The 18,820-nt window shown below is 62.9% G+C and carries 17 protein-coding genes; 6 read left to right on the top strand and 11 right to left on the bottom strand.

Annotation, left to right across the window (positions count from 1 at the left end):
- Positions 1 to 8: 8 nt before the first annotated feature.
- From IVA95_RS33615 to IVA95_RS33605, 3 genes are read right to left on the bottom strand one after another with little or no spacing between them, the layout of a single operon-like run.
- The gene (locus IVA95_RS33615; RefSeq protein ID WP_247514411.1) at positions 9 to 1,205 is read right to left on the bottom strand and encodes an acyl-CoA dehydrogenase family protein; all 1,197 of its coding nucleotides are present in this window, start codon (positions 1,203 to 1,205) and stop codon (positions 9 to 11) included.
- Positions 1,206 to 1,219: 14 nt separating this feature from the next.
- Complete coding sequence (locus IVA95_RS33610; protein ID WP_247514410.1) at positions 1,220 to 2,353, bottom strand: acyl-CoA dehydrogenase; 1,134 nt, start codon at positions 2,351 to 2,353, stop codon at positions 1,220 to 1,222.
- Between the two features lie 21 nt (positions 2,354 to 2,374).
- A complete protein-coding gene (locus IVA95_RS33605) occupies positions 2,375 to 3,226 on the bottom strand; it encodes an enoyl-CoA hydratase (RefSeq protein WP_247514409.1) in 852 nt (283 codons plus the stop codon).
- Between the two features lie 160 nt (positions 3,227 to 3,386).
- Here IVA95_RS33605 and IVA95_RS33600 point away from each other — a divergent pair, with 160 nt between their 5' ends.
- Genes IVA95_RS33600 through IVA95_RS33590 form a run of 3 tightly spaced genes read left to right on the top strand, consistent with a single transcriptional unit; the run spans position 3,387 to position 5,406 of the window.
- Positions 3,387 to 3,995 (top strand): LemA family protein, encoded by a 609-nt coding sequence (locus tag IVA95_RS33600; RefSeq protein ID WP_247514408.1) that lies wholly within the window; start codon positions 3,387 to 3,389, stop codon positions 3,993 to 3,995.
- 20 nt (positions 3,996 to 4,015) lie between these two features.
- Entirely contained in the window at positions 4,016 to 4,906 is an 891-nt protein-coding gene (locus IVA95_RS33595; protein WP_247514407.1) for a YgcG family protein, read from the top strand.
- A gap of 2 nt (positions 4,907 to 4,908) precedes the next feature.
- Positions 4,909 to 5,406 (top strand): TPM domain-containing protein, encoded by a 498-nt coding sequence (locus IVA95_RS33590; protein WP_247514406.1) that lies wholly within the window; start codon positions 4,909 to 4,911, stop codon positions 5,404 to 5,406.
- 118 nt (positions 5,407 to 5,524) lie between these two features.
- On the opposite strand, the gene IVA95_RS33585 is transcribed toward IVA95_RS33590, so the two are convergent.
- The 3 genes from IVA95_RS33585 to IVA95_RS33575 form a co-directional block, all read right to left on the bottom strand.
- Positions 5,525 to 6,079, bottom strand: a complete 555-nt coding sequence (locus tag IVA95_RS33585) for a glutathione S-transferase (protein WP_247514405.1) — start codon at positions 6,077 to 6,079, stop codon at positions 5,525 to 5,527.
- A gap of 178 nt (positions 6,080 to 6,257) precedes the next feature.
- Entirely contained in the window at positions 6,258 to 7,070 is an 813-nt protein-coding gene (locus tag IVA95_RS33580) for an MBL fold metallo-hydrolase (protein WP_247514404.1), read from the bottom strand.
- Positions 7,070 to 7,441 (bottom strand): Crp/Fnr family transcriptional regulator, encoded by a 372-nt coding sequence (locus tag IVA95_RS33575; protein ID WP_247514403.1) that lies wholly within the window; start codon positions 7,439 to 7,441, stop codon positions 7,070 to 7,072. The genes IVA95_RS33580 and IVA95_RS33575 overlap by 1 nt, the downstream gene beginning before the upstream one ends.
- Positions 7,442 to 7,676: 235 nt before the next feature.
- On the opposite strand from IVA95_RS33575, the gene IVA95_RS33570 reads away from it, so the two are divergent.
- Positions 7,677 to 8,660: a hypothetical protein gene (locus IVA95_RS33570; protein ID WP_247514402.1), complete on the top strand. Its 984-nt coding sequence runs from the start codon at positions 7,677 to 7,679 to the stop codon at positions 8,658 to 8,660.
- Positions 8,661 to 8,750: 90 nt separating this feature from the next.
- Positions 8,751 to 10,265 (top strand): hypothetical protein, encoded by a 1,515-nt coding sequence (locus IVA95_RS33565; RefSeq protein WP_247514401.1) that lies wholly within the window; start codon positions 8,751 to 8,753, stop codon positions 10,263 to 10,265.
- Between the two features lie 12 nt (positions 10,266 to 10,277).
- On the opposite strand, the gene IVA95_RS33560 is transcribed toward IVA95_RS33565, so the two are convergent.
- The 3 genes from IVA95_RS33560 to putA all read right to left on the bottom strand — a co-directional run bounded on the left by IVA95_RS33560 (position 10,278) and on the right by putA (position 15,257).
- The gene (locus IVA95_RS33560) at positions 10,278 to 10,925 is read right to left on the bottom strand and encodes a glutathione S-transferase family protein (protein WP_247514400.1); all 648 of its coding nucleotides are present in this window, start codon (positions 10,923 to 10,925) and stop codon (positions 10,278 to 10,280) included.
- Between the two features lie 6 nt (positions 10,926 to 10,931).
- Positions 10,932 to 12,137, bottom strand: a complete 1,206-nt coding sequence (locus IVA95_RS33555; RefSeq protein WP_247514399.1) for a CoA transferase — start codon at positions 12,135 to 12,137, stop codon at positions 10,932 to 10,934.
- A gap of 108 nt (positions 12,138 to 12,245) precedes the next feature.
- The gene (gene putA, locus IVA95_RS33550; RefSeq protein ID WP_247514398.1) at positions 12,246 to 15,257 is read right to left on the bottom strand and encodes a bifunctional proline dehydrogenase/L-glutamate gamma-semialdehyde dehydrogenase PutA; all 3,012 of its coding nucleotides are present in this window, start codon (positions 15,255 to 15,257) and stop codon (positions 12,246 to 12,248) included.
- A 233-nt stretch (positions 15,258 to 15,490) separates the two neighbouring features.
- On the opposite strand from putA, the gene IVA95_RS33545 reads away from it, so the two are divergent.
- Positions 15,491 to 16,150, top strand: coding sequence for a hypothetical protein (locus IVA95_RS33545; protein WP_247514397.1), 660 nt, complete (start codon positions 15,491 to 15,493; stop codon positions 16,148 to 16,150).
- Positions 16,151 to 16,298: 148 nt separating this feature from the next.
- Here IVA95_RS33545 and IVA95_RS33540 read toward each other — a convergent pair whose 3' ends face one another.
- Positions 16,299 to 16,499, bottom strand: coding sequence for a cold-shock protein (locus tag IVA95_RS33540; RefSeq protein WP_028351035.1), 201 nt, complete (start codon positions 16,497 to 16,499; stop codon positions 16,299 to 16,301).
- A 382-nt stretch (positions 16,500 to 16,881) separates the two neighbouring features.
- Positions 16,882 to 18,612, bottom strand: a complete 1,731-nt coding sequence (locus IVA95_RS33535; RefSeq protein WP_247514396.1) for an adenylate/guanylate cyclase domain-containing protein — start codon at positions 18,610 to 18,612, stop codon at positions 16,882 to 16,884.
- Positions 18,613 to 18,820 lie beyond the last annotated feature (208 nt).

Here is an 18,820-nt window from a genome sequence, read left to right as displayed (position 1 = left end):
AAGTGAGCCTACAGCCCCAACACCATCTTCGCGACGATATCGCGCTGGATCTCCGATGAGCCGCCGAAAACCGTATAGGCCCGGCCGTTGAGATATTCCGGCACCACCGGCAGCATCTCCTCGGGGATTCCCGGCGCCTCGTTGAGCCGGTAGAGTGGCCGCATTGGCTCGACATAGAGCCCGTCATTGCCGATCACGTCGACGCCGAGCCGCGTCACCGCCTGGCGGATTTCGCTGACGCGCAGTTTGAGGAGCGACGACACCGCGCCAGGATTTTGCCCGGTCTGCAGCGCCGACAGCACGCGCAATTCCGTCATCTCGAGTGTATCGATATCGACCTCGATCTCCGACATCCGCACCGCGATATCGGGATCGTCGATGGCGCGGCCGGTCGCGTCAGATTCGGCAAGGCTAGAGACCGTCTTCAGCGCATCGCGCAGCTTGGCCGAGGCGATGCCGGAGCCGCGTTCGAACTCGAGCAGATATTTGCCGTAGGTCCAGCCCTTGCCTTCCTCGCCGACGCGGTTGCCGACGGGCACGCGCACGTCGTCAAAAAACACCTGGTTCACCTCATGATCGCCACCGATGGTGAGAATCGGCCTTATGGTGATACCTGGCGTCTTCATGTCGATCAGGATGAAAGAGATGCCGTCCTGCTGCCGCTCGGTCTCGTTGGTGCGCACCAGCGCGAACATCCGGTTGGCATAGTGGGCGTGCGTAGTCCAGATCTTGGTGCCGTTGATAATGTAATCGTCGCCGTCGCGCACCGCGCGGGTTTTCAGCGAAGCGAGGTCGGAGCCGGAGCCCGGCTCGGAATAGCCCTGGCACCAGTAATCCTCGCCGGAGAGAATCCGCGGCAGATAAAAATTCTTCTGCTCGGGCGAGCCGAAGCCGATGATGACCGGGCCGACCATCTTGACGCCCATCACGTTCACGTTTGGCGCGCCGGCGCGGGCGCATTCGGCCTCAAAAATCCAGCGTTGCGCCGGCGTCCAGTCGGGCCCGCCATGATCCACCGGCCAGCCCGGCGCGCCCCAGCCCTTGTTGTGCAGCGCGCGCTGCCAGGCCATGCCGATATCAGGATCGGAGAACACCGAAGGCGTCAGCGCGGTGGCGCGCTTCATTTCCGGCGTGAGGCTGGCCGCGATGAACTCGCGTACCTCTTTCTCGAAGGCGCGCTCTTCGGCGCTGAAGGTAAGATCCATGGCTAGCGTTCCTTTCAGGCCTGGACGGCGCGGCCGCCAAGGGCAGCGTGCCGGCGGTAATGATGGGCGCTGCCGCCGAACAGCGTCTCGAAGGCGAGCAGCCGTTTGAAGTAGGAGCCGATATCGAGCTCTTCGGTTACGCCCATCGCGCCATGAAGCTGGACCGATTGCTCGGCGACGAAGCGGGCGCATTTACCGATCTTGGCTTTGGCGCCCGAAGCGGCACGGCTGCGCGCCACCGGTTCGGCATCGGCCATCAGTGCGGCGCGCAGCGCCATCGAGCGCGCTTCGTCGCACTGCATGGCCATGTCGGCCAGCCGATGACGGATCACTTGATTGGCGGACAACGGCCGTCCGAACTGTTTTCGGATTTTGGTGTATTCCAGCGTCTGGTCGAGCAGGGTCTGCATGATACCGACAGCCTCCGCGCCAAGCGCGGCCATGGCGCGATCGACCACGGCTTCGATCGCAGGCAAGACGTCACTGCCGTCGCCGAGCAGGGCATCGGCGGGAAGCTGCACATCACTGAGTTCGAGGTTGCAGGCCTTCCCGCCACCGAGCCGCGGGAAATCGCGTGAGGTGAGGCCGGGCGCGCCGCGCGGCACCATGAACAGACTAATCTTGCCGCCATCGATGCGTGCCGAGACGATGATCTGCGCGGCAGCGCTGCCGTCGAGCACCGCGATCTTCTGGCCGTCGAGGCGCCAGCCGTCGGGCGTTTTCTTCGCCGTCGTAGCCACCTTGGCAAGGTCGTAGCGCGCCTGTCGTTCGGAATGCGCGAATGCCAGAATCAGTGAACCATCGGCGATTTTCGGCAATAGTGCCTGCTTCTGCGTTTCCGTGCCGCACTCCGAGATCAGCGAGGCTCCGATGACGACGGTTGAAAGATATGGTTCGGAAACGAGCGCACGTCCGAACGCCTCCATCAGGATGCCGATCTCGATCGCGCCGCCGCCGAGCCCGCCATGCGACTCGGCAATCGGCAGCGCCAACCAGCCGAGATCGGCGAACTGTTTCCAGATGTCGGCGCTGAAGCCGAGCGGATCATTGGCGATCCGGCGGCGATGATCGGCGGTATAGGTCTCGCTGACGAAGCGGTCGGCACTTTCGCGCAGCAGCCGCTGCTCGTCGCTCAGGGTGAGGTCCATCTGATTTTCTTCTACCTTTTCTTAGCTGGCCTGCGCCGGCTTTCGGACGGACGGGTGAAGACCTGAGGGATCGACGATCATTCCGAATTCCTGAAGGTTGTGTGCGTGGCAGAGCTGATGAAGCGCGAATGCCTGCTCGATCGCGGCGGGCTGTCCCATCACGTCGACCGAACGGTTGACCGCTTCCTTGGTCAGCTTCAGCGCGAAGGAAGGTTTCGCCGCGATCCTTTCAGCAAGCTTCATCACGAAGGGGGAAAGCTCGTCCCGCGGCACGACGTGGTTGACCATGCCGAGCCGGTGCGCTTCCTGCGCACTCCATATGTCGGCGGTGAACAGCAATTCCTTGGCCTTGCGCGGGCCGAGCTCCCAGGGATGCACGAACCATTCAACGCCGCAGACGCCCATGGTGACCACAGGATCACAGAACTCGGCATCATCGCTTGCGACAATGAGGTCGCAGGCCCACGCCAGCATCAATCCGCCGGCGATGCATTTGCCGTGCACTTCGGCGATCGTCGGCTTTGCGAGGTTGCGCCAGCGTCGCGTGATCTGCAGATAGATTTCCTGCTCGCGCGCAAAGCGGCCGTGGGCGTTGGGTTCGGCGAACCCGCCCCAATTTCCGATCGGCGGAAAATCCACGCCGGCAGTGTTCTTAGCCCCCGGACGCAGATCATGCCCGGACGAAAAATGCGGGCCGTTGCCGGCGAGAACGATGACCTTGACCGCGTCGTCCTGCACCGCCTGGTCGAAGGCGGCGTTGAGGTCGTAGGTCATCTGCAGGTTCTGCGCGTTGCGCGCCTCGGGCCGGTTCATCACGATCCGCGCGATGCGCGGCTCCGGCCGCTCCACGACGATGGTTTCGAAAGCGGTCAATCGGCCCTCCCTCTATTATTATCGGGCCATGTTGTTATTTCGGCGAACGATAGGCAAGGGCCATCGGGCTACAAAATGAACCTGAGGCAGGCTCGTGCCTTGCATGCCAGACGCAACCAATCAGATAGGTTGGCGTTGAACGTTTCTTTGGGAGAGTTCGATGCGCAGATTTTTAACCGTGCTGGCGACGCTGTCGTGCCTGAGTCTGACCAATTGCGGCTACAACGCCATCCAGACCAATGACGAGCAGGTCAAGTCGGGCTGGTCGGAAGTGGTCAACCAATATCAGCGCCGGGCCGATCTGGTGCCGAACCTCGTCAATTCCGTAAAAGGCTTTGCGCAGCAGGAAAAGGACGTGCTGCTCGGCGTCACCAATGCCCGTGCCAAGGTTGGCAGCATCCAGGCGACGCCAGAGGTGCTGAATGATCCTGCCGCGTTCCAGAAATTCCAGGCCGCCCAAAGCGAACTCACGAGCGCGCTATCGCGGCTGTTGGTCGTCACGGAAAACTATCCGCAGCTCAAATCGGACGCGCTGTTTCGCGATTTGATGGCGCAGCTCGAAGGCACCGAAAACCGCATCACGGTGGCGCGCAACCGCTACATCAAGGCGGTGCAGGACTATAACGTCGGCATCCGCACGTTCCCGAACAATCTGACGGCGATGGCGTTCGGCTACAAGGAAAAGCCGAATTTCACGGTGGAGAACGAGAAGGCGATCTCGACGGCGCCGAAGGTTGACTTCAATCCGACGCCGGCGCCCGCCAAGTAGCGGCTGAAAAGTCCACTGCGATGAACGCTGCGAGAGCGTCCCTTCTTGCGCTACTGCTGTGCTGGGCTGCTTCAGCCCTGGCGCTCGTCGCGGTTCCGCCCTTGAGCGGGCGGGTCGTCGATCAGACCGGCACGCTCACCGCCGGCGACATCGCCGCGCTGACGCAGCGGCTGAAGGATCTCGAGACGCGAAAGGGCAGCCAGATCGCGGTGCTGATCGTGCCGACGACCGACGGCGAGGCAATCGAGCAATTCGCGCTCCGCGTCGCGGAAGCCTGGAAGATCGGCCGCAAGAAAATTGACGACGGCGCGCTGCTCGTGATCGCCAAGAACGATCGCCGCTTGCGGATCGAGGTCGGCTACGGCCTCGAGGGCGCGCTCACCGATGCCACCACCAGGCGCATCATCGACGAGGACATCACGCCAAAATTCAAGAGCGGCGATTTCGCCGGCGGCGTTTCGGCAGGCGTCAACCGGATGATTGCGGTCGCCAATGGCGAGAAACTGCCGGAGCCGGAGCCGCCACACTGGCAAAGTCCCGGTCTGTCCAACTATGTCGACCCGTTCAATCCAATTATTCTCGTCTTCGTTTTCATTGTCGGCGGGGTGCTGAGGGCGGTGCTCGGCCGATTCATCGGCGCGGCGGCAACCGGCGGCATCGTGGGAATCTTCGGCTGGTTCGTTGCGGGATCGCTCGCAGCGGCTATCCTCATCGGCCTTATCGCGTTTGTCGTAAGTTTCCTCGTCCAGAACATGGGCTCGATGGGGCCAAGCGTTGGACGCCGCGGCAGAGACAGTGGATGGGTTGGTGGCAGCGGCGGCTCCTGGTCCGGCGGTAGCAGTTCCAGCGAGAGCGGGTTCCGCGGTGGCGGCGGCAGCTTTGGCGGCGGCGGTGCATCGGGGAGCTGGTAGACATGAGCATCAAACGTATCATCAGGCATCTTCTCCAGCACCACTGGCGCCGCCGCCGCGATTTCCCGCCAGCCGTCTTGGCGAGGATCGAACAGGCGATCAAAGCGGGCGAGGCAACTCATTCCGGACAGGTCCGTTTCGTGGTCGAAGGCGCGCTCGACGGCGCGCCGTTGTTTCGCAACCAACCCGCGCGAGAACGGGCGCTGGACGTCTTTTCGCATTTGCGGATATGGGATACCGCCGACAATAACGGCGTGCTGATCTATCTCTTGCTTGCCGATCACGACGTCGAGATCGTCGCCGACCGCGGGATCGATGCCAAGGTCGGCGCAGCCGGCTGGGAGAAGATTTGCAAGGAGATGGAAGCGGATTTCAGGGCAGGGAATTTCGAACGCGGTGTGATCAAGGGCGTCGCCGCGGTGTCGCGCGAATTGGCGACCCATTTTCCGAGGGCTGGCGGCGGGGCGAATGAGCTGCCGGACGCGCCGGTGGTGATTTAGAGCACCTAACCATCCGCGTCATTGCGAGGAGCAAAGCGACGAAGCAATCCATCTGTCCCCGTGTGGTGAAATGGATTGCTTCGCTTCGCTCGCAATGACGAGGAGAGAGTCTACGCCTTCACCGAAGACCGCTCTCCCACCCGCGCCATCCAGGCCACGATATTGGCGTTTGCCGTATGAGCGGCTGGCCGACCTGGCCGGCGAAATCGAGCCAGCCATAGAGCAGGATATCGGCCAGCGTGAAGCGCTTGCCGCAGATATATTGGCGGCCATCGGCCATCTGGCCGTTGAGCCATTGCAGACGGTTGGCGGCGATCATCTTCAGGCCGGGCGAGGCCTCGGGCGCACAGAGGATGCGCTTCTCGAAGAATTTCAGGCCCTCGCCGAAACGAAAGCCGTTGGCGAGCGGCTCGCAGATGTTGAGATCGATGCGCCGCGTCCACATCCGGCATTCGGCGCGCTCTTCCGGCGTAGCGCCGATCAGTGGTGGGTTCGGATGCTTCTCTTCGAGATATTCGCAGATCGCGGTGATCTCGGACAGATAGCTGCCGTCGTCGAGTTCGAGCGTCGGCATTTGGCCGTGCGGATTGCGCTTCAAATGTTCGGCCTCACGGTTCTCACCTTTGCGCAGATCGACCGTCTGCTTCGGCATCTCGATGCCCTTTTCCGCCATGAAACATGCGGACGATGCGCGGGTTCGGTCCGATCGAGTCGTAAAACTTCATGATGCTGTCTCTCCCGATGCTTTTTTTGCCGGCTTCGTTGTTGCGAACCGTTGAACAAGCCGCCGTTTCATTTGTCAAATGGCCGGATCGCACATTCGCCGCTGCGGAATATGTCGCGGGGCTGGCCTAGCTGTCGTCGAGCTTGTTGAGGTCGCGAACCGATTGCATGATCGGCTCGAAATTCGCTCGCGCATCCAGCGCGTCGAATAATTGCGCGGTGTCCGACAACAATCCGTGCGAGCGCTGGATCGCGATCCGCACATCCTCCTGCGGCGTGTCGGACAGCCGCCCGTGGCCCGACAGCAGTATCTTTGAGTTCAGCCCCTTCAGCCGCTCCAGCGACTGAATGTAATCGGCGATGCTGCCCGAGCCGAACACGCCGCCCATGACGCCGCCGGGCATCAGCGTGTCAGAGGCGAATAGCAATCCCTTGTCCTGGTCGAACAGGGTTATGCAGGCCGAGGTGTGGCCGGGCGTATACATTACGTTGAGGCGGAAATTGCCAAGGTCGATCAGATTGCTTTCTTCGAGCCAGAGATCGATGTTGATCGGCACGTTCGGCTCGTTGAACATCTTGCGCAGCATCGAGAAGTCGTCGCGCAGCATGATCTTGTTGGCGGCGAGCCTGTGCGCAGCGATGAAGGCGCGGCCGTGGAAATGATAGGCCGCGCCGATGTGGTCGAGGTGCTCGTGGCTCAGCACCACCATGTCGATATCGTCGGGCTGCACGCCGATATGGTTGAGGGACGTCAGCAGATGCGGATAATTCGAGGACAGCCCGACATCGATCAGGATGGTACGCGAGCTCCCGCGCACCAGATAGGCGTTCGCCGCGCGGTTCTTGAAGCGGACCTGATAAACGTCTTCGGCGGCCTGGATCAGCGAACAGACATCGCTGTCAAGCAGCGTCTTGAAGGGGCTTGGTCTGCGCTCACTCATCAATCGCCCGCGGTTCGGAAGGCGACCGTGTTGGATGCCCGCAGGCGCTTGCTGAGCGCATCCATGATCATGAGCGCAAAGGCCGGCTGCTGGCTGACCAGGTAGACGAAGCGGGCGTGATTGATCCGCATCACGCGGGTGTTTGGGGCGGCCGCAATGGCCGTTGCCGAACGCGCCGAGCCATCGATGACCGCCATTTCGCCGAAGAACTCACCTTTGCCGAGCGTGACGATCACGGTCTTGCTGGCGCCGTTCATCTTGGCGATCTCGACCTTGCCGTCGAGCACGACGAACAGTTCCCGCCCGGTCGAGCCTTCCTCAAAAATGACGTCATCTACATCAAACTCGTTGATGCATTTCTCGATGGTCATGGTGGCCCCCTGCCTTTCTGGCTGGTCGGTTGCGTCCATGTTAGTCGGGAAACAGACCGGTGCAAACGGAACCACGGATGCCGCAGGGCAGCATAGGGGACTTGGGTCCGGAAGGCGGTGTGCCGGCCAAAATCGGCCCGGATGAGTTCCTAAAATTTCGGTAAGGCCCGAGCCGGTAACGATTTGGCAAGCAATAAAAGTTACCAAATGGTCAATCAATTCTGGAGAATCCAACGTGAGCGATCAGCAACCCCAGCCCATCAGCGGTGACACCGGAACCCTTGGAGCCGGGCCAGCCGGGCCGGACAAGCCGGCGCTGAGCGAGCCGGTGGCCGCTGCGGCTGAGGTCGAGCCCGTGAGACTGGCGCCCGAGCAGGAGGAGACCGCACCGAAGCCTGACGCGCCCAAGGTGGACGCTGTCAGGATGGAGGCGCCAAAGGATGAAGCTCCGAAAATCGACGCCGTAAAGCCGGAAGCGCCGCGCTTCCCCGGCAATGTGACGATCATGTCGCCTGGCGACCGCGTCGGCGCTGAGACGAAGGCTGCGCCGGCGGAGGCATCGTCCGCCAAGCGCAGGATCGGAGCCATGGCCGCTGTAGTGGCGCTGGCGACCGTGGCGGGTGCGCTCGGTGGCGCGTTGGCGACCTCGGGCATTGGAAAACTGATGGCCGGAGATTCGGCCGTGGCGTCGGCGAAGGATAGCGCGCTCGAAGCCTCGGTGGCGCGGCTCGATGCCGAGATCGGTGCACTGAAAGCCAGCCTGGAGCAAACGTCCAAGACGACGACAGGCCAGCTCAACAAGGCCAGCGATCGCCTCGACAAGGTCGAAAAGGCCCAGGCTGAGCCCGCCGCCAAACTCGCGAAGCTCAGCGAGACCGTCGACAAGCTCCGCGCTGCCCAGGCCTCCGCAACGACGGCTGCCGCCGCGCCGGCCCCTGCGAAGGAAGTGACCGGCTCAGTACCGCAACAGGTTGCCGCCGCGGCGCCCGCGCCAGCACCCGCGGCTCCGCCCAAGCCTGAAGTCGCCCGGCTGCCGACCGTCGAGGGCTGGGTACTGCGCGATGTCGTCAACGGCAGCGCGCTGATCGAGGGCCGGCGCGGAATGTATGAGGTCTATGCCGGGGATCCCGTGCCTGGTCTCGGCCGGGTTGACGCCATTCGCAAGCAGGATGGCCGCTGGGTGGTCGTGACCAGCAAGGGCCTGATCGTCGCGCGATAACGGCACGGCTAACGGACAGCAAGGCGCTTCACGGCGATGTGAAGCGCCTTTTTTCTTGAATAGACCTCTTTGCGCGGTGTTAGTTGCGACATGAGCCGCGCGCCAAGATTTCCCGCCATTTTGTTTGCTTTGCTGTGTGGTGCTTTACCGGCGTCTGCGGCACAAGATGTGCCGCTCGAACGCAGTGCCGCCGTCACCGATCCCGCGACGTTGCGCGAACTCGATGCCGGAAAATTTCGCTTCGATCGCATGCTGGTTCCGGAGCGGTCGGCGGATATCCCGCTTGCCAACAGCGAATTGTTCGCCGTGCCATCGATGGCGTCGGTCCGGCAGGCAATCGACGGCGAGTTCGATCGCTACATGGCGCGGCATCACGCGAGCCTGCCGAAGGAGACGATCGGCGTCGGCGAGAGCTTCGATTTCCAATTGCTCGACCGTGCGTTGCTCTATTCGGCTGAGACGCGGTTCGTGTTGGCCGGCATCATCAACCGTATGGACCGCACTTACGCCGCGGAAGCAAGCTGCGGTGAGATCCGCCTGATCTACCGCCTGACGCGGATCAACAAGGCGGCTGGTGACGATGCGTCGCCGCCGCGGCTACCGATGATGCTGAACCTCGTGCTGAAGGCAAGAGGCGAGGGTTCGGCGATCGCGTGTTCCGAAATTGCCAGGCGCTGGCTCTCCGCGTCGGTCGACGGAAAGCTGTCGGCGAGCGATGGCCCGCTCGACCTGATCGACTATCAGAATATCGACCGCATCGAGACCAATCTCCAGATCGCGCACGCGCCGAAATCCTCAGTTCGCGAATTCCGTACCGATTATCTGCTGAAGGTGTTTCGCTACGATCGGGACGCGCGGGCGTTCGTGGAATCGCCGATGGAGAACCAGATCGACCGCGCGCGCCTTCTGGCGGACGACGGCCTCAGGCGCGAGTTCAGGGGATGGCTGCTCGATCCCGTCAACCTCGTCGCGTTCGATCGTGGCACTGTGCTGATCCCGGAAAAATTCCTCGCGAGTGGCGCGATCGCGCCAACGCCGGTCGGATTCGATCCATCGGATCTGGAGCCTGAATTTGGACTGGTGCAAGGAGAGGGCGCCGTGTTCAGCGAGGCTGACGTGGTGGCAGCGCTAAGGAAAGCGACGGAAGGCGGCGCGAAGCTGCAGAATGTCCGCTCGCTTGCGGGGTTCGAACGGCGGCTCAACGACGTGACCTGTTCCGGCTGCCATCAGACGCGGGGCATCGGCGGCTTCCATTTCCCTGGCGCCGACTGGATGGCGGACAAGGCTTCGAGCACAACCGTGGTGCCGGCATCACCGCATTTCTTCGGCGACCAGATCCGCCGTCGCGATATTCTTAACGCGCTGCGTGACGGCAAGCCGCCGGATTATTCGCGCGGATTTGCCAGCCGTCCGCAGTTGCGTGGCAGCGCCGAACTCGCCGGCACGAATTATTCTGACGGCTGGGGCGCGCATTGCTATGTGCGGGGCAAGCCGGCCGCCACCACTGACGCGAGTTTTCGCGACTGGACCTGCGCCGAGGGCCTGACGTGCCAGGCCGCCGGCAAGACCTCGCGCTTCGGCATGTGCTTCGTCAAAAGCCGCTAGCGCTGCGGACCATCACTTGGCGTAATGCGTCAGGCGCTTGCCGGGCAACAGATCATAGGCCGATTTCCAGCCCGGCAACTGCGCCATCCGTCCGAGCCAGGCGTTGATCGCGGGATGGCTCACCGCCCAATCATATCCGGTCTCGTCGGCGGGATAGTGCAGATAGGCCATCATGGAGATGTCGGCCACCGTCGGCCGTTCGCCGATGGCAAATGCATTCTTCTGCATGTGCTGTTCGAGAATTGACAGGAAATCGTCAAGCCGCCTGCGGAAATGTTTCAGCACATGCTCGTCTGGCGACGGCGTGAAGGTTCGCAAATAGCGGTAGGTCGCCATGTAGCCGGTGAGCTTGTGGTTGTCCCAGAACAGCCAGCGCAGCAGTTCGAACTCCTCCTGCTCGGTCTCACCACCGAACCGGCCGAATTGCTTTGCCAGCTTGAGCAGGATCGGCGCCGTCTGCGTAAGACGTTCGCCGTCGACCTCAAGCACGGGAATTTCGCCCATCGGGTTGACATCGCGCCGCCATTCCGGCGTACGCGTGACGCCGCCGCCGAAATCGGTCCATACCGGCTCGAAGCGCTGTCCGCACAGAGTGAGCATCAGCGCGAGCTTGTAGCTGTTTCCCGACTCCGGGAAGTAATGCAGTCGATAGCTGGGCATGGCGGCTTACGCCACTGCGCCGGCCGAGCGCAGCGCTTTGATTGCTGCCTCGTCATAGCCGGCGTCGCGCAGGATTTCGTCGCTATGCTCTCCGATGCCGGGCGGCTTGCGCGGCTGGACCTTGCGGCTGCCGTCGACCCAGATCGGACTATTGATCGTCAGCATAGTGTCGTTTTCGAACGGCACCAGCACCTCGTTCTCGATCATCTGCTTGTCGTTCGGAATATCGTCGAGAATGCCGACGACGCCGAATACCAGGCCATTGCCGTCGAGTATCCTGCGCCACTCGGCAAGGTCCTTGGTCGCAAACGTCTCGTCGAAAATCTTGATCAGCTCGACCGACCGCGCGTGACGCTCCTTCTTGGTCTCGAAGCGGGCATCAGTGACGAGATCCTCGCGGCCGAGGCAGCGCGCCAGCGTCGGCCATTGCCGATCCTCGTTGAGCAGGGAGAGGATCAGCCAGCGTCCGTCCTTGCACTGGTAATGATTGGTGACCGCGTTCAGCGCGCGCTCGCGCGGGCGGCGTTCTCCGAATTTCGCGCCGACCAGTTTTGCTTGCGCCAGCACCGAAGCGGCCCAGACGCCGTTGGCCATCAGGTTCGAGCTGACATGCGAGCCCTTGCCGGTGCGCTCGCGCTTGTAGAGCGCGGTGACGATCGCGCCGTAAAGCGCCATCGCGCAGGGGTGATCGCCCATGCCGGCGATCGAGCGCGCCGGCGTCGTATGTTCATCCGCCCGCACCAGGTCCATCAGGCCGGAGCGCGCCCAATAGGCGTTGGAGTCGAAGCCGGGCTTGTTGGCTTCCTCGCCCTTTTCGCCGTAACCGGTGAAGGAAGCGTAGATCAGACGTTCGTTGTGTGGCGCCAAATGATCATGCGTGATGCCGAGTCGTTCGCGTACCTGCGGGGGATAATTGGTGATGAAGACGTCCGCCTGGGCGGCGAGACGATGCAGCACCGCCTGCCCCTCGGGCTTGGAGAGATCGAGCGCCAGGCTCTTCTTGTTGCGCGCCTCCAGCATCCACGCAAAATTGTACTCGCTGTGCGGGTAACCCGGCAAATTCGGCAGGTTGCGATAGGGATCGCCGGAGCCGGGCGGCTCGATCTTGATCACGTCGGCGCCGAAATCCGACAGCACAGTGGCGGCCGCGGGCGCAGCGATGAAGCTCGCGCAATCCAGAACCTTGAGGCCGTCGAAGATACCTTTTTCCATAGTGCCGCCGCTCCGTGTGGCTTGTTGATTTTTTCGTAGATCGGAATTACCGCCAGCGAAAAGCTGAAGTTCGGATCGCATTTGGCCCATGTCGGGTGGGCGATGCAACTACTCGCTGCCAGACATCAGTGCTGCATTTCCGCCGGCAGCCGCCGTATTGATGGTCACCGTCTGCTCGGTTGCAAACCGCGCCAGATAATGCGGCCCGCCCGCCTTGGGCCCGGTGCCGGATAGCCCGTGGCCGCCGAACGGCTGCACGCCGACCACGGCGCCGATCATGTTGCGGTTGACATAGATGTTGCCGACCTGCAGGCGCTCGATCGTGTCTTCCACGGTATCGTCGATCCGGGAATGGATGCCGAGTGTGAGCCCGTAGCCCGAATGCTCGATCGATCGCAGCACCTGGTCGAACCGGTCGGCGCGGTAGCGCACCACGTGCAGCACCGGGCCGAACACTTCTTCCGTGAGCTGGCCGGCATCGGACAGTTCGAAAATATGCGGCGCGACGTAATTGCCTTGTGGTGCCTGACCCGCAAAGTGCATCCGGGCCTCCTGCTTCATGCGCCCGATATGCGCGTCCAGCCGCTGCTTGGCCTCGGCGTCGATCACCGGTCCGATATGCGTGGCTGGATCGCAGGGGTCGCCGATAACGAGTTCGCGGGCTGCACCCGCGATCATCTCAATCATGCGATCGGCGACGTCGTCCTGCAGGAATAACAGCCGCAGCGCCGAGCAGCGCTGGCCGGCGGAGCGGAATGCTGACGTCACGACGTCGTCGGCGACCTGTTCGGGGAGGGCGGTAGCGTCGACAACCATCGCATTGATGCCGCCGGTTTCCGCGATCAGCGGCACGATTGGCCCGTCCTTGGCAGCGAGCGCGCGATTGATCGTGCGCGCCACTTCTGTCGAGCCGGTGAAGACAACGCCGGCGATACCGGGATGCGCCACCAGCGCGCCGCCGATCCGGCCGTCGCCGGCCATCAGATGCAGCGCTGATGACGGGACGCCGGCTTTGTGCAACAGCCTGATGGCTTCAGCGCCAATCAGCGGCGTCTGCTCGGCCGGCTTGGCAACAACCGCGTTGCCCGCCATCAATGCCGCCGTAACCTGTCCAAGGAATATCGCCAGTGGAAAATTCCACGGCGAGATCGCGACGAAGACGCCGCGGCCGCGCAGGCGAAGTACATTGCTCTCGCCGGTCGGCCCCGGCAGCGGCTTGCCTTCGCCAAACAGCTCGCGTCCCTGCACCGCATAATAGCGGCAGAAGTCCACGGCTTCGCGGACTTCCGATACCGAATCGTCCAGCGTCTTTCGGCCCTCTCGTTGCAGCAGCGCGATGAAATGCGCCGCGCGCGCTTCCAGCAGATCAGCGGCCTTTTTCAGCACGGCAGCGCGGGTTCCGGCCGACGTTCTGCTCCAATTCATGAAGCCGGCGCGTGCGGCCGATACCGCCGCATTCGCCTCCACCTCCGTTGCATCCGCAATGCTTCCGGATGCGGGCAGTCGTTCCGCAGCGATGGCCGAGACGAGTTTGCTCAATGCCGCGCGTTCACCGAATTCGATTCCGCGGGAGTTCTTTCGTTGCGGCCCATAGAGGTCGCGCGGCAACGGAATGTTCGGATGTCTGGCATTGTCGGCGCTGCCGATGATGTCGGCCGGGCGACGCAGCAAGTGCGAGATCGGCACCGCCTCGTCGGCGGCGAGCGCGACGAATGACGAATTGGCGCCGTTCTCCAGCAATCGCCGCACCAGATAGGCAAGGAGGTCGCGGTGGCTGCCGACCGGCGCGTAGGTGCGATGGGCGATATCGGGACGGTCTTCGCCGAGCTTTGCATAGAGCGCCTCGCCCATGCCGTGCAGGCGCTGGAATTCGTATCCGCTCTGCTCCGTTGCCAGTTCGAGGATGGTTGCGACGGTGAGCGCATTGTGGGTGGCGAACTGTGGAAATATCCGTGGCCGCAGCGCCAGCAATTGTTTTGCGCAGGCAATGTAGTTCAGGTCCGTCATCGCCTTGCGGGTGAACACGGGATAGCCGTCGAGACCGCGTTCCTGCGCGCGCTTGATCTCGGTGTCCCAATAGGCGCCCTTGACCAGCCGCACCATCATTTTGCGGTCGAGGCTGCGTGCGAGACGATCGACGTAGTTGATCACATCAGCGGCGCGCTTTTGATAGGCCTGAACTGCGAGACCAAATCCATCCCAGCCGGCCAGCGAAGGATCAACGAATGCCGCTGAGATCACATCAAGCGACAATTCCAGCCGGTCCGCTTCCTCGGCATCGACAGTGAAATTGAGGTCGTAGGATTTCGCTTGCCTGGCGAGATCGATCAGCCGCGGGACCAGTTCGTCCATCACCCGCGCGCGGCTTATGGCCTCGAAGCGCGGATGCAACGCGGAGAGCTTGACCGAAATACCGGGCCGGTCGGGCAGGGGGTGGTCATCGGCCGTGCGGCCGATCGCCTCGATGGCGCTGGCATAGGAATCGAAATAGCGCGCGGCGTCATCGGCGGTGCGGGCGCCTTCGCCGAGCATGTCGAAGGAGTAGCGTTGCTGGCGCGCAGAACGCGGTTGCGCCCGCGACAGCGCCGCCTCGATGGTCTCGCCGAGCACGAAATGATTGCCCATCAGGCGCATCGCCTGCCGCGTTGCGGCCCGCACGGCCGGTGCGCCCAGCCGCTTGGTCAGCCGGCCGATGGTGCCCTGCGGGGTCTCCCCGGGTTGGATCACGCGGGCCGACATGCCGAGCGCCCACGCCGAGGCGTTGACCAGGAAGGCGCTCGATTTCGTCTCGTGGTGGACGAAATCGCCCTGGGCCAGCTTGTCCTCGATGAACTGGTCGGCGGTGCGGGCGTCCGGGACCCGCAACAGCGCTTCGGCCAGCACCATCAGCGCCAGTCCCTCCTTGGTCGACAGCGCGAACTCGCGCAGCATATCCTCGACCCCGCCGAGCGGATCGTCATTGGCTCTGATGGCCTCGATCAGCGCAGTCGCCGTGCGATCGATGCGCCGTTCCTGCGCCGCATCCAGTCGCGCGGCCTGGAGCAGGCGGACAGCCATCGTACGGTCATCGGGCGCGTAGGGCGCGCTGAAGGGCAGTAGCGGCGACGGAGGAATCAGCATGGGATTTCTCTTGGCTTCGGCCAGTCTAGCGGGGCCAGGATGGGCGGAACAGGGCCGCAAGTCCCCTCAATTGCGCCAGGTATGGCGGCGCCGGCGGAACCAACTGGCGCATGGAAAACACAGCGGCCGGAATTTCCGCGGCCTGATCCACGGAATCGCGGGCTTGCTGGTTGGCAGGGTGCAGGAGCCGCGCTAATCGTCAGGCACGCCGTCGCTTGGGAACAGCAGGGATCATGAGAGACGCCGCCCCGCCGATACCGGGAAGCCGAACGCGGAACAGTTTCGCGGCCGTGCTTGGCGTGCTCCTCGCTGCGCCGCTTGCAGCGCTGCCGGCGAGAGCGATCGAGATGAGTGCCGAGGTCGCCAACCTCTACAGCTCGGTTTCGATCTATCCGCCTTCAGCCAAATCCATGACCGTGTGCTACGGCTTCGTTTGCCGGCGCCGCGAGATCCTCGATTTCACGGCCGCCGACCGCAGCGCGCTGACGCAGATCATGCAAGCAGGCCGCGCCTCGGCCGCGGCCGAACGCGCCGCGGTGCAGAAGGCGGTGGTGTGGTTCGACCGCCGCATGGGACCGATCATCGGCACCAACAAGCGCGTGGCGAAGGCTGATTTCCGCTACTTCGACGACAAGCACAATTACGATTGCTGGGACACGACGCGCAACACGACCAGCCTGCTGCTGGTGCTGCAGGAGTGGGGTCTATTGAAGCATCATGCGATCGGCGACCCGCGTTATCGCGGCAATACGCTGGTGTTGCAGACGCCGCACAATACCGCGGTGCTGGTCGATCGCGCCACCAAGGTCGAATGGGTCGTCGATCTCTGGCCGCGCGGCTACCTGCAGCCACCCGACGTGATGACGGTTCAGAAGTGGGTCACAGAAGATTGAGCGGCCGGTTTTTCGCGCAACGATCTGACCATCGTGCGTGCAGAGGCGGTGCCCGCTCCGCCGAACGCTCACAGTTTTCGAAAAGTTTCTTAAGCCCTACTCCCGGATTTAGGTCCGAGAGTGCGCCGTTGCCGATTGCGCGGTCGCGCTAAACCTTGAGGTTCTCGGCCGAAGTCTTGCCGCGGTTGGCGATCTCTTCGTACTCGACGGTCTGCCCTTCATTGAGCGTCGAAAGCCCAGCTTTCTCAACTGCCGAAATATGAACGAACACGTCCTTGCCGCCGCTTGAGGGCTGGATGAATCCGTATCCCTTGGTCGGATTGAACCACTTCACCGTACCTTTAGCCATTCACGTCGTCTCCGCGGAATCAAAAAAATAAACGAGCCGCCGGTCCCCGCACTAACCGGCATGCCCGTATCATCAGGATACGCGGGTTGGGGCAGGCTGGGTAGCGTAAACGGACCGGCCGTTTCGGCAAAAAAGCCCCCATTCCCAGCCGATTCCCGCCGTTTTGCCGGTTTCGCGCCCATTTGACGCGGCCGGGACGGCCGGCAATTTCAATTTTTGGCGAGTGGATCGATCCGCGGCGTTGACGCCATCCTTCCGCCTGAAGGGAGGCGGCGACGCGCCTTCGGTATGGCTGCGCCGCCTTCGCCGACAATTTTCTGAACGATTGTTCAGGTGTGAAAGAACATTACCTGCGCTTCGAACCACCATTGCCGGAGCGATTTCACGCAGCGGCGCTTTGCTCTTCGTTAACCAGCGCCGGTAGCATCCGCGCATCGGTCACGCTGCGTACGATCATCGGCTCGTTGCGCCCGCGGATCTCGACTTCATGCTGCGGCAGCGCGTCGGCATCGAGTCCGGCCGTTGCGCGAACTTCGTCCGAGATGACGACTTCGCATGCAAGGCTCTTGGTCATGTCCTGCAGCCGCGCTGCGACGTTGACGGCGTCGCCGAGCGCGGTGAACACCATGTGATCACGGTAGCCGATATCGCCGACGATCACTTCGCCGCCATTGATGCCGATGCCGAAGCGGATCGGCTCGCGCAAATCATGTTCGAGAAATTTATTCAACTCGTCGACATTGGCGGCGATCATCGCCGCCGCGCGCAACGCCTGGCGGCAGGCGTTCTGGCGGGTGGTCGAAAGCCCGAACAGCGCCAGCATGCCGTCGCCGACGAACTGGTTCGGCATGCCGCCGCTCTCGAGCACCGCCTGCGACACCGCGCCAAGGAATCTATTGACGATGAAGACGGTGTCGAACGGCAGGCGCTTTTCCGCGAGCTTGGTCGAGCCGCGCATGTCCACGAACAGGCTGACGAGATAGCGCTCCTGACCGATCCGCGTCGGGTTCGACTCGTGGCCGTCGGCGGAGGTGTGCGGCAGGAAGAGTTGAAAGAATGAAAGATCGGTCGGCGGCCGTAACTGACAGGCGAGGCGGATGGATGGATCCGACGTGCCGACCCGGCTAAGCACGAACGCCTCGCGCTGCGACGGCTCCGGCAGCACAGAGCAGTCGCCGATGATGCGGATGCGGCAGGTCGAGCACCGGGCGCGGCCGCCGCACACGCTGGCATGCGGCACGTTGTTGCGCAGGCTCGCCTCGAGTACACTCAGGCCCTTCGGCACACGGACGGTGCGCCCGTTGCCGTAGGAAAGGCTGATCATGCCGCGGCGACGCTCGTTGATCGCGCGCACGCCTCTCGCCACCAGCGCGATACCGATCAGGCCGAAATAGCCGAACAGGAAGTAGTCGGTGATGCGTTCGAGCGCCTGCGCCTCGGCCCGGGTGCCGATCTGGCGCTCCGACTGGGTTTGCGCCCGCCATTCGGCGCTGTCATTGTTAATCACCATGCGCCCGCTCTGATAGAAGCCGAGCATGGAAAGCGTTGGAATCAGCACCGCCGCGGCGAGCAGGAACGGCGCGGTGCGCTTGTAGAACGCCCGCATGCGCAGCCACAGATACAGCCCGATGCAGCCATGGACCCAGGCGATGATCATCACCGCGAGCATCATCCAGATCCGCCACGGCGCCCAGATCCAGTACAGGAACAGCACCTGCGGATAGAGCTTCTCATGCCCGAACAGCGTCTGGCCGAGCCGCACGCCGACGATATGGGCGATGATCAGCATCGGGACACTGAGGCCGAGCGCAAGCTGCAGCGGCTCGATCGCCCTCCAGCGGAATTGCCGGCGTTCGTAGAGGGCCCAGATGCCGAGCGCCGTGTGCACCAGGCATGCCGTGTAGAACAGGATCGTGATGGGCAGGAATTGCCAGAACGTCATGTGAAGATGGACGCCGGTCGCCAACGCTTCCAGCGAGATGTTGCCGAGCGCATGGTTGAGGAAATGGCTGACCAGATAAGCGAACAGGATCACGCCCGTGGCAAGGCGGACCTGCCGGAGGCTGATGCTCCGGACGAAGGTCGTGATCTGTTCTCGGGAAAGGGTAGCCATGCGATCCATGGGGTCAATATCGGGCGATGGTAGCGAGTAATTCATACGGTGAATACCATCTCCGGTCGTCCCTGCGAAAGCAGGGACTCCACGGCCTCTCGACGGCGCTGTGGTCCAAGCCATTTTCACTACCCCGATCGGTGGTTATGGATCCCTGGATTCGCAGGGACGACCGTAGGGATTTTTGCTCACGGCTCGTTGACACTCC

Source organism: Bradyrhizobium sp. 157, from assembly GCF_023073815.1.
In the GTDB taxonomy this organism is placed as follows: Bacteria; Pseudomonadota; Alphaproteobacteria; order Rhizobiales; family Xanthobacteraceae; genus Bradyrhizobium.
The sequence above is the reverse complement of the archived record's forward strand: the minus strand, read 5'-3'. Positions and strand labels throughout refer to the sequence as shown.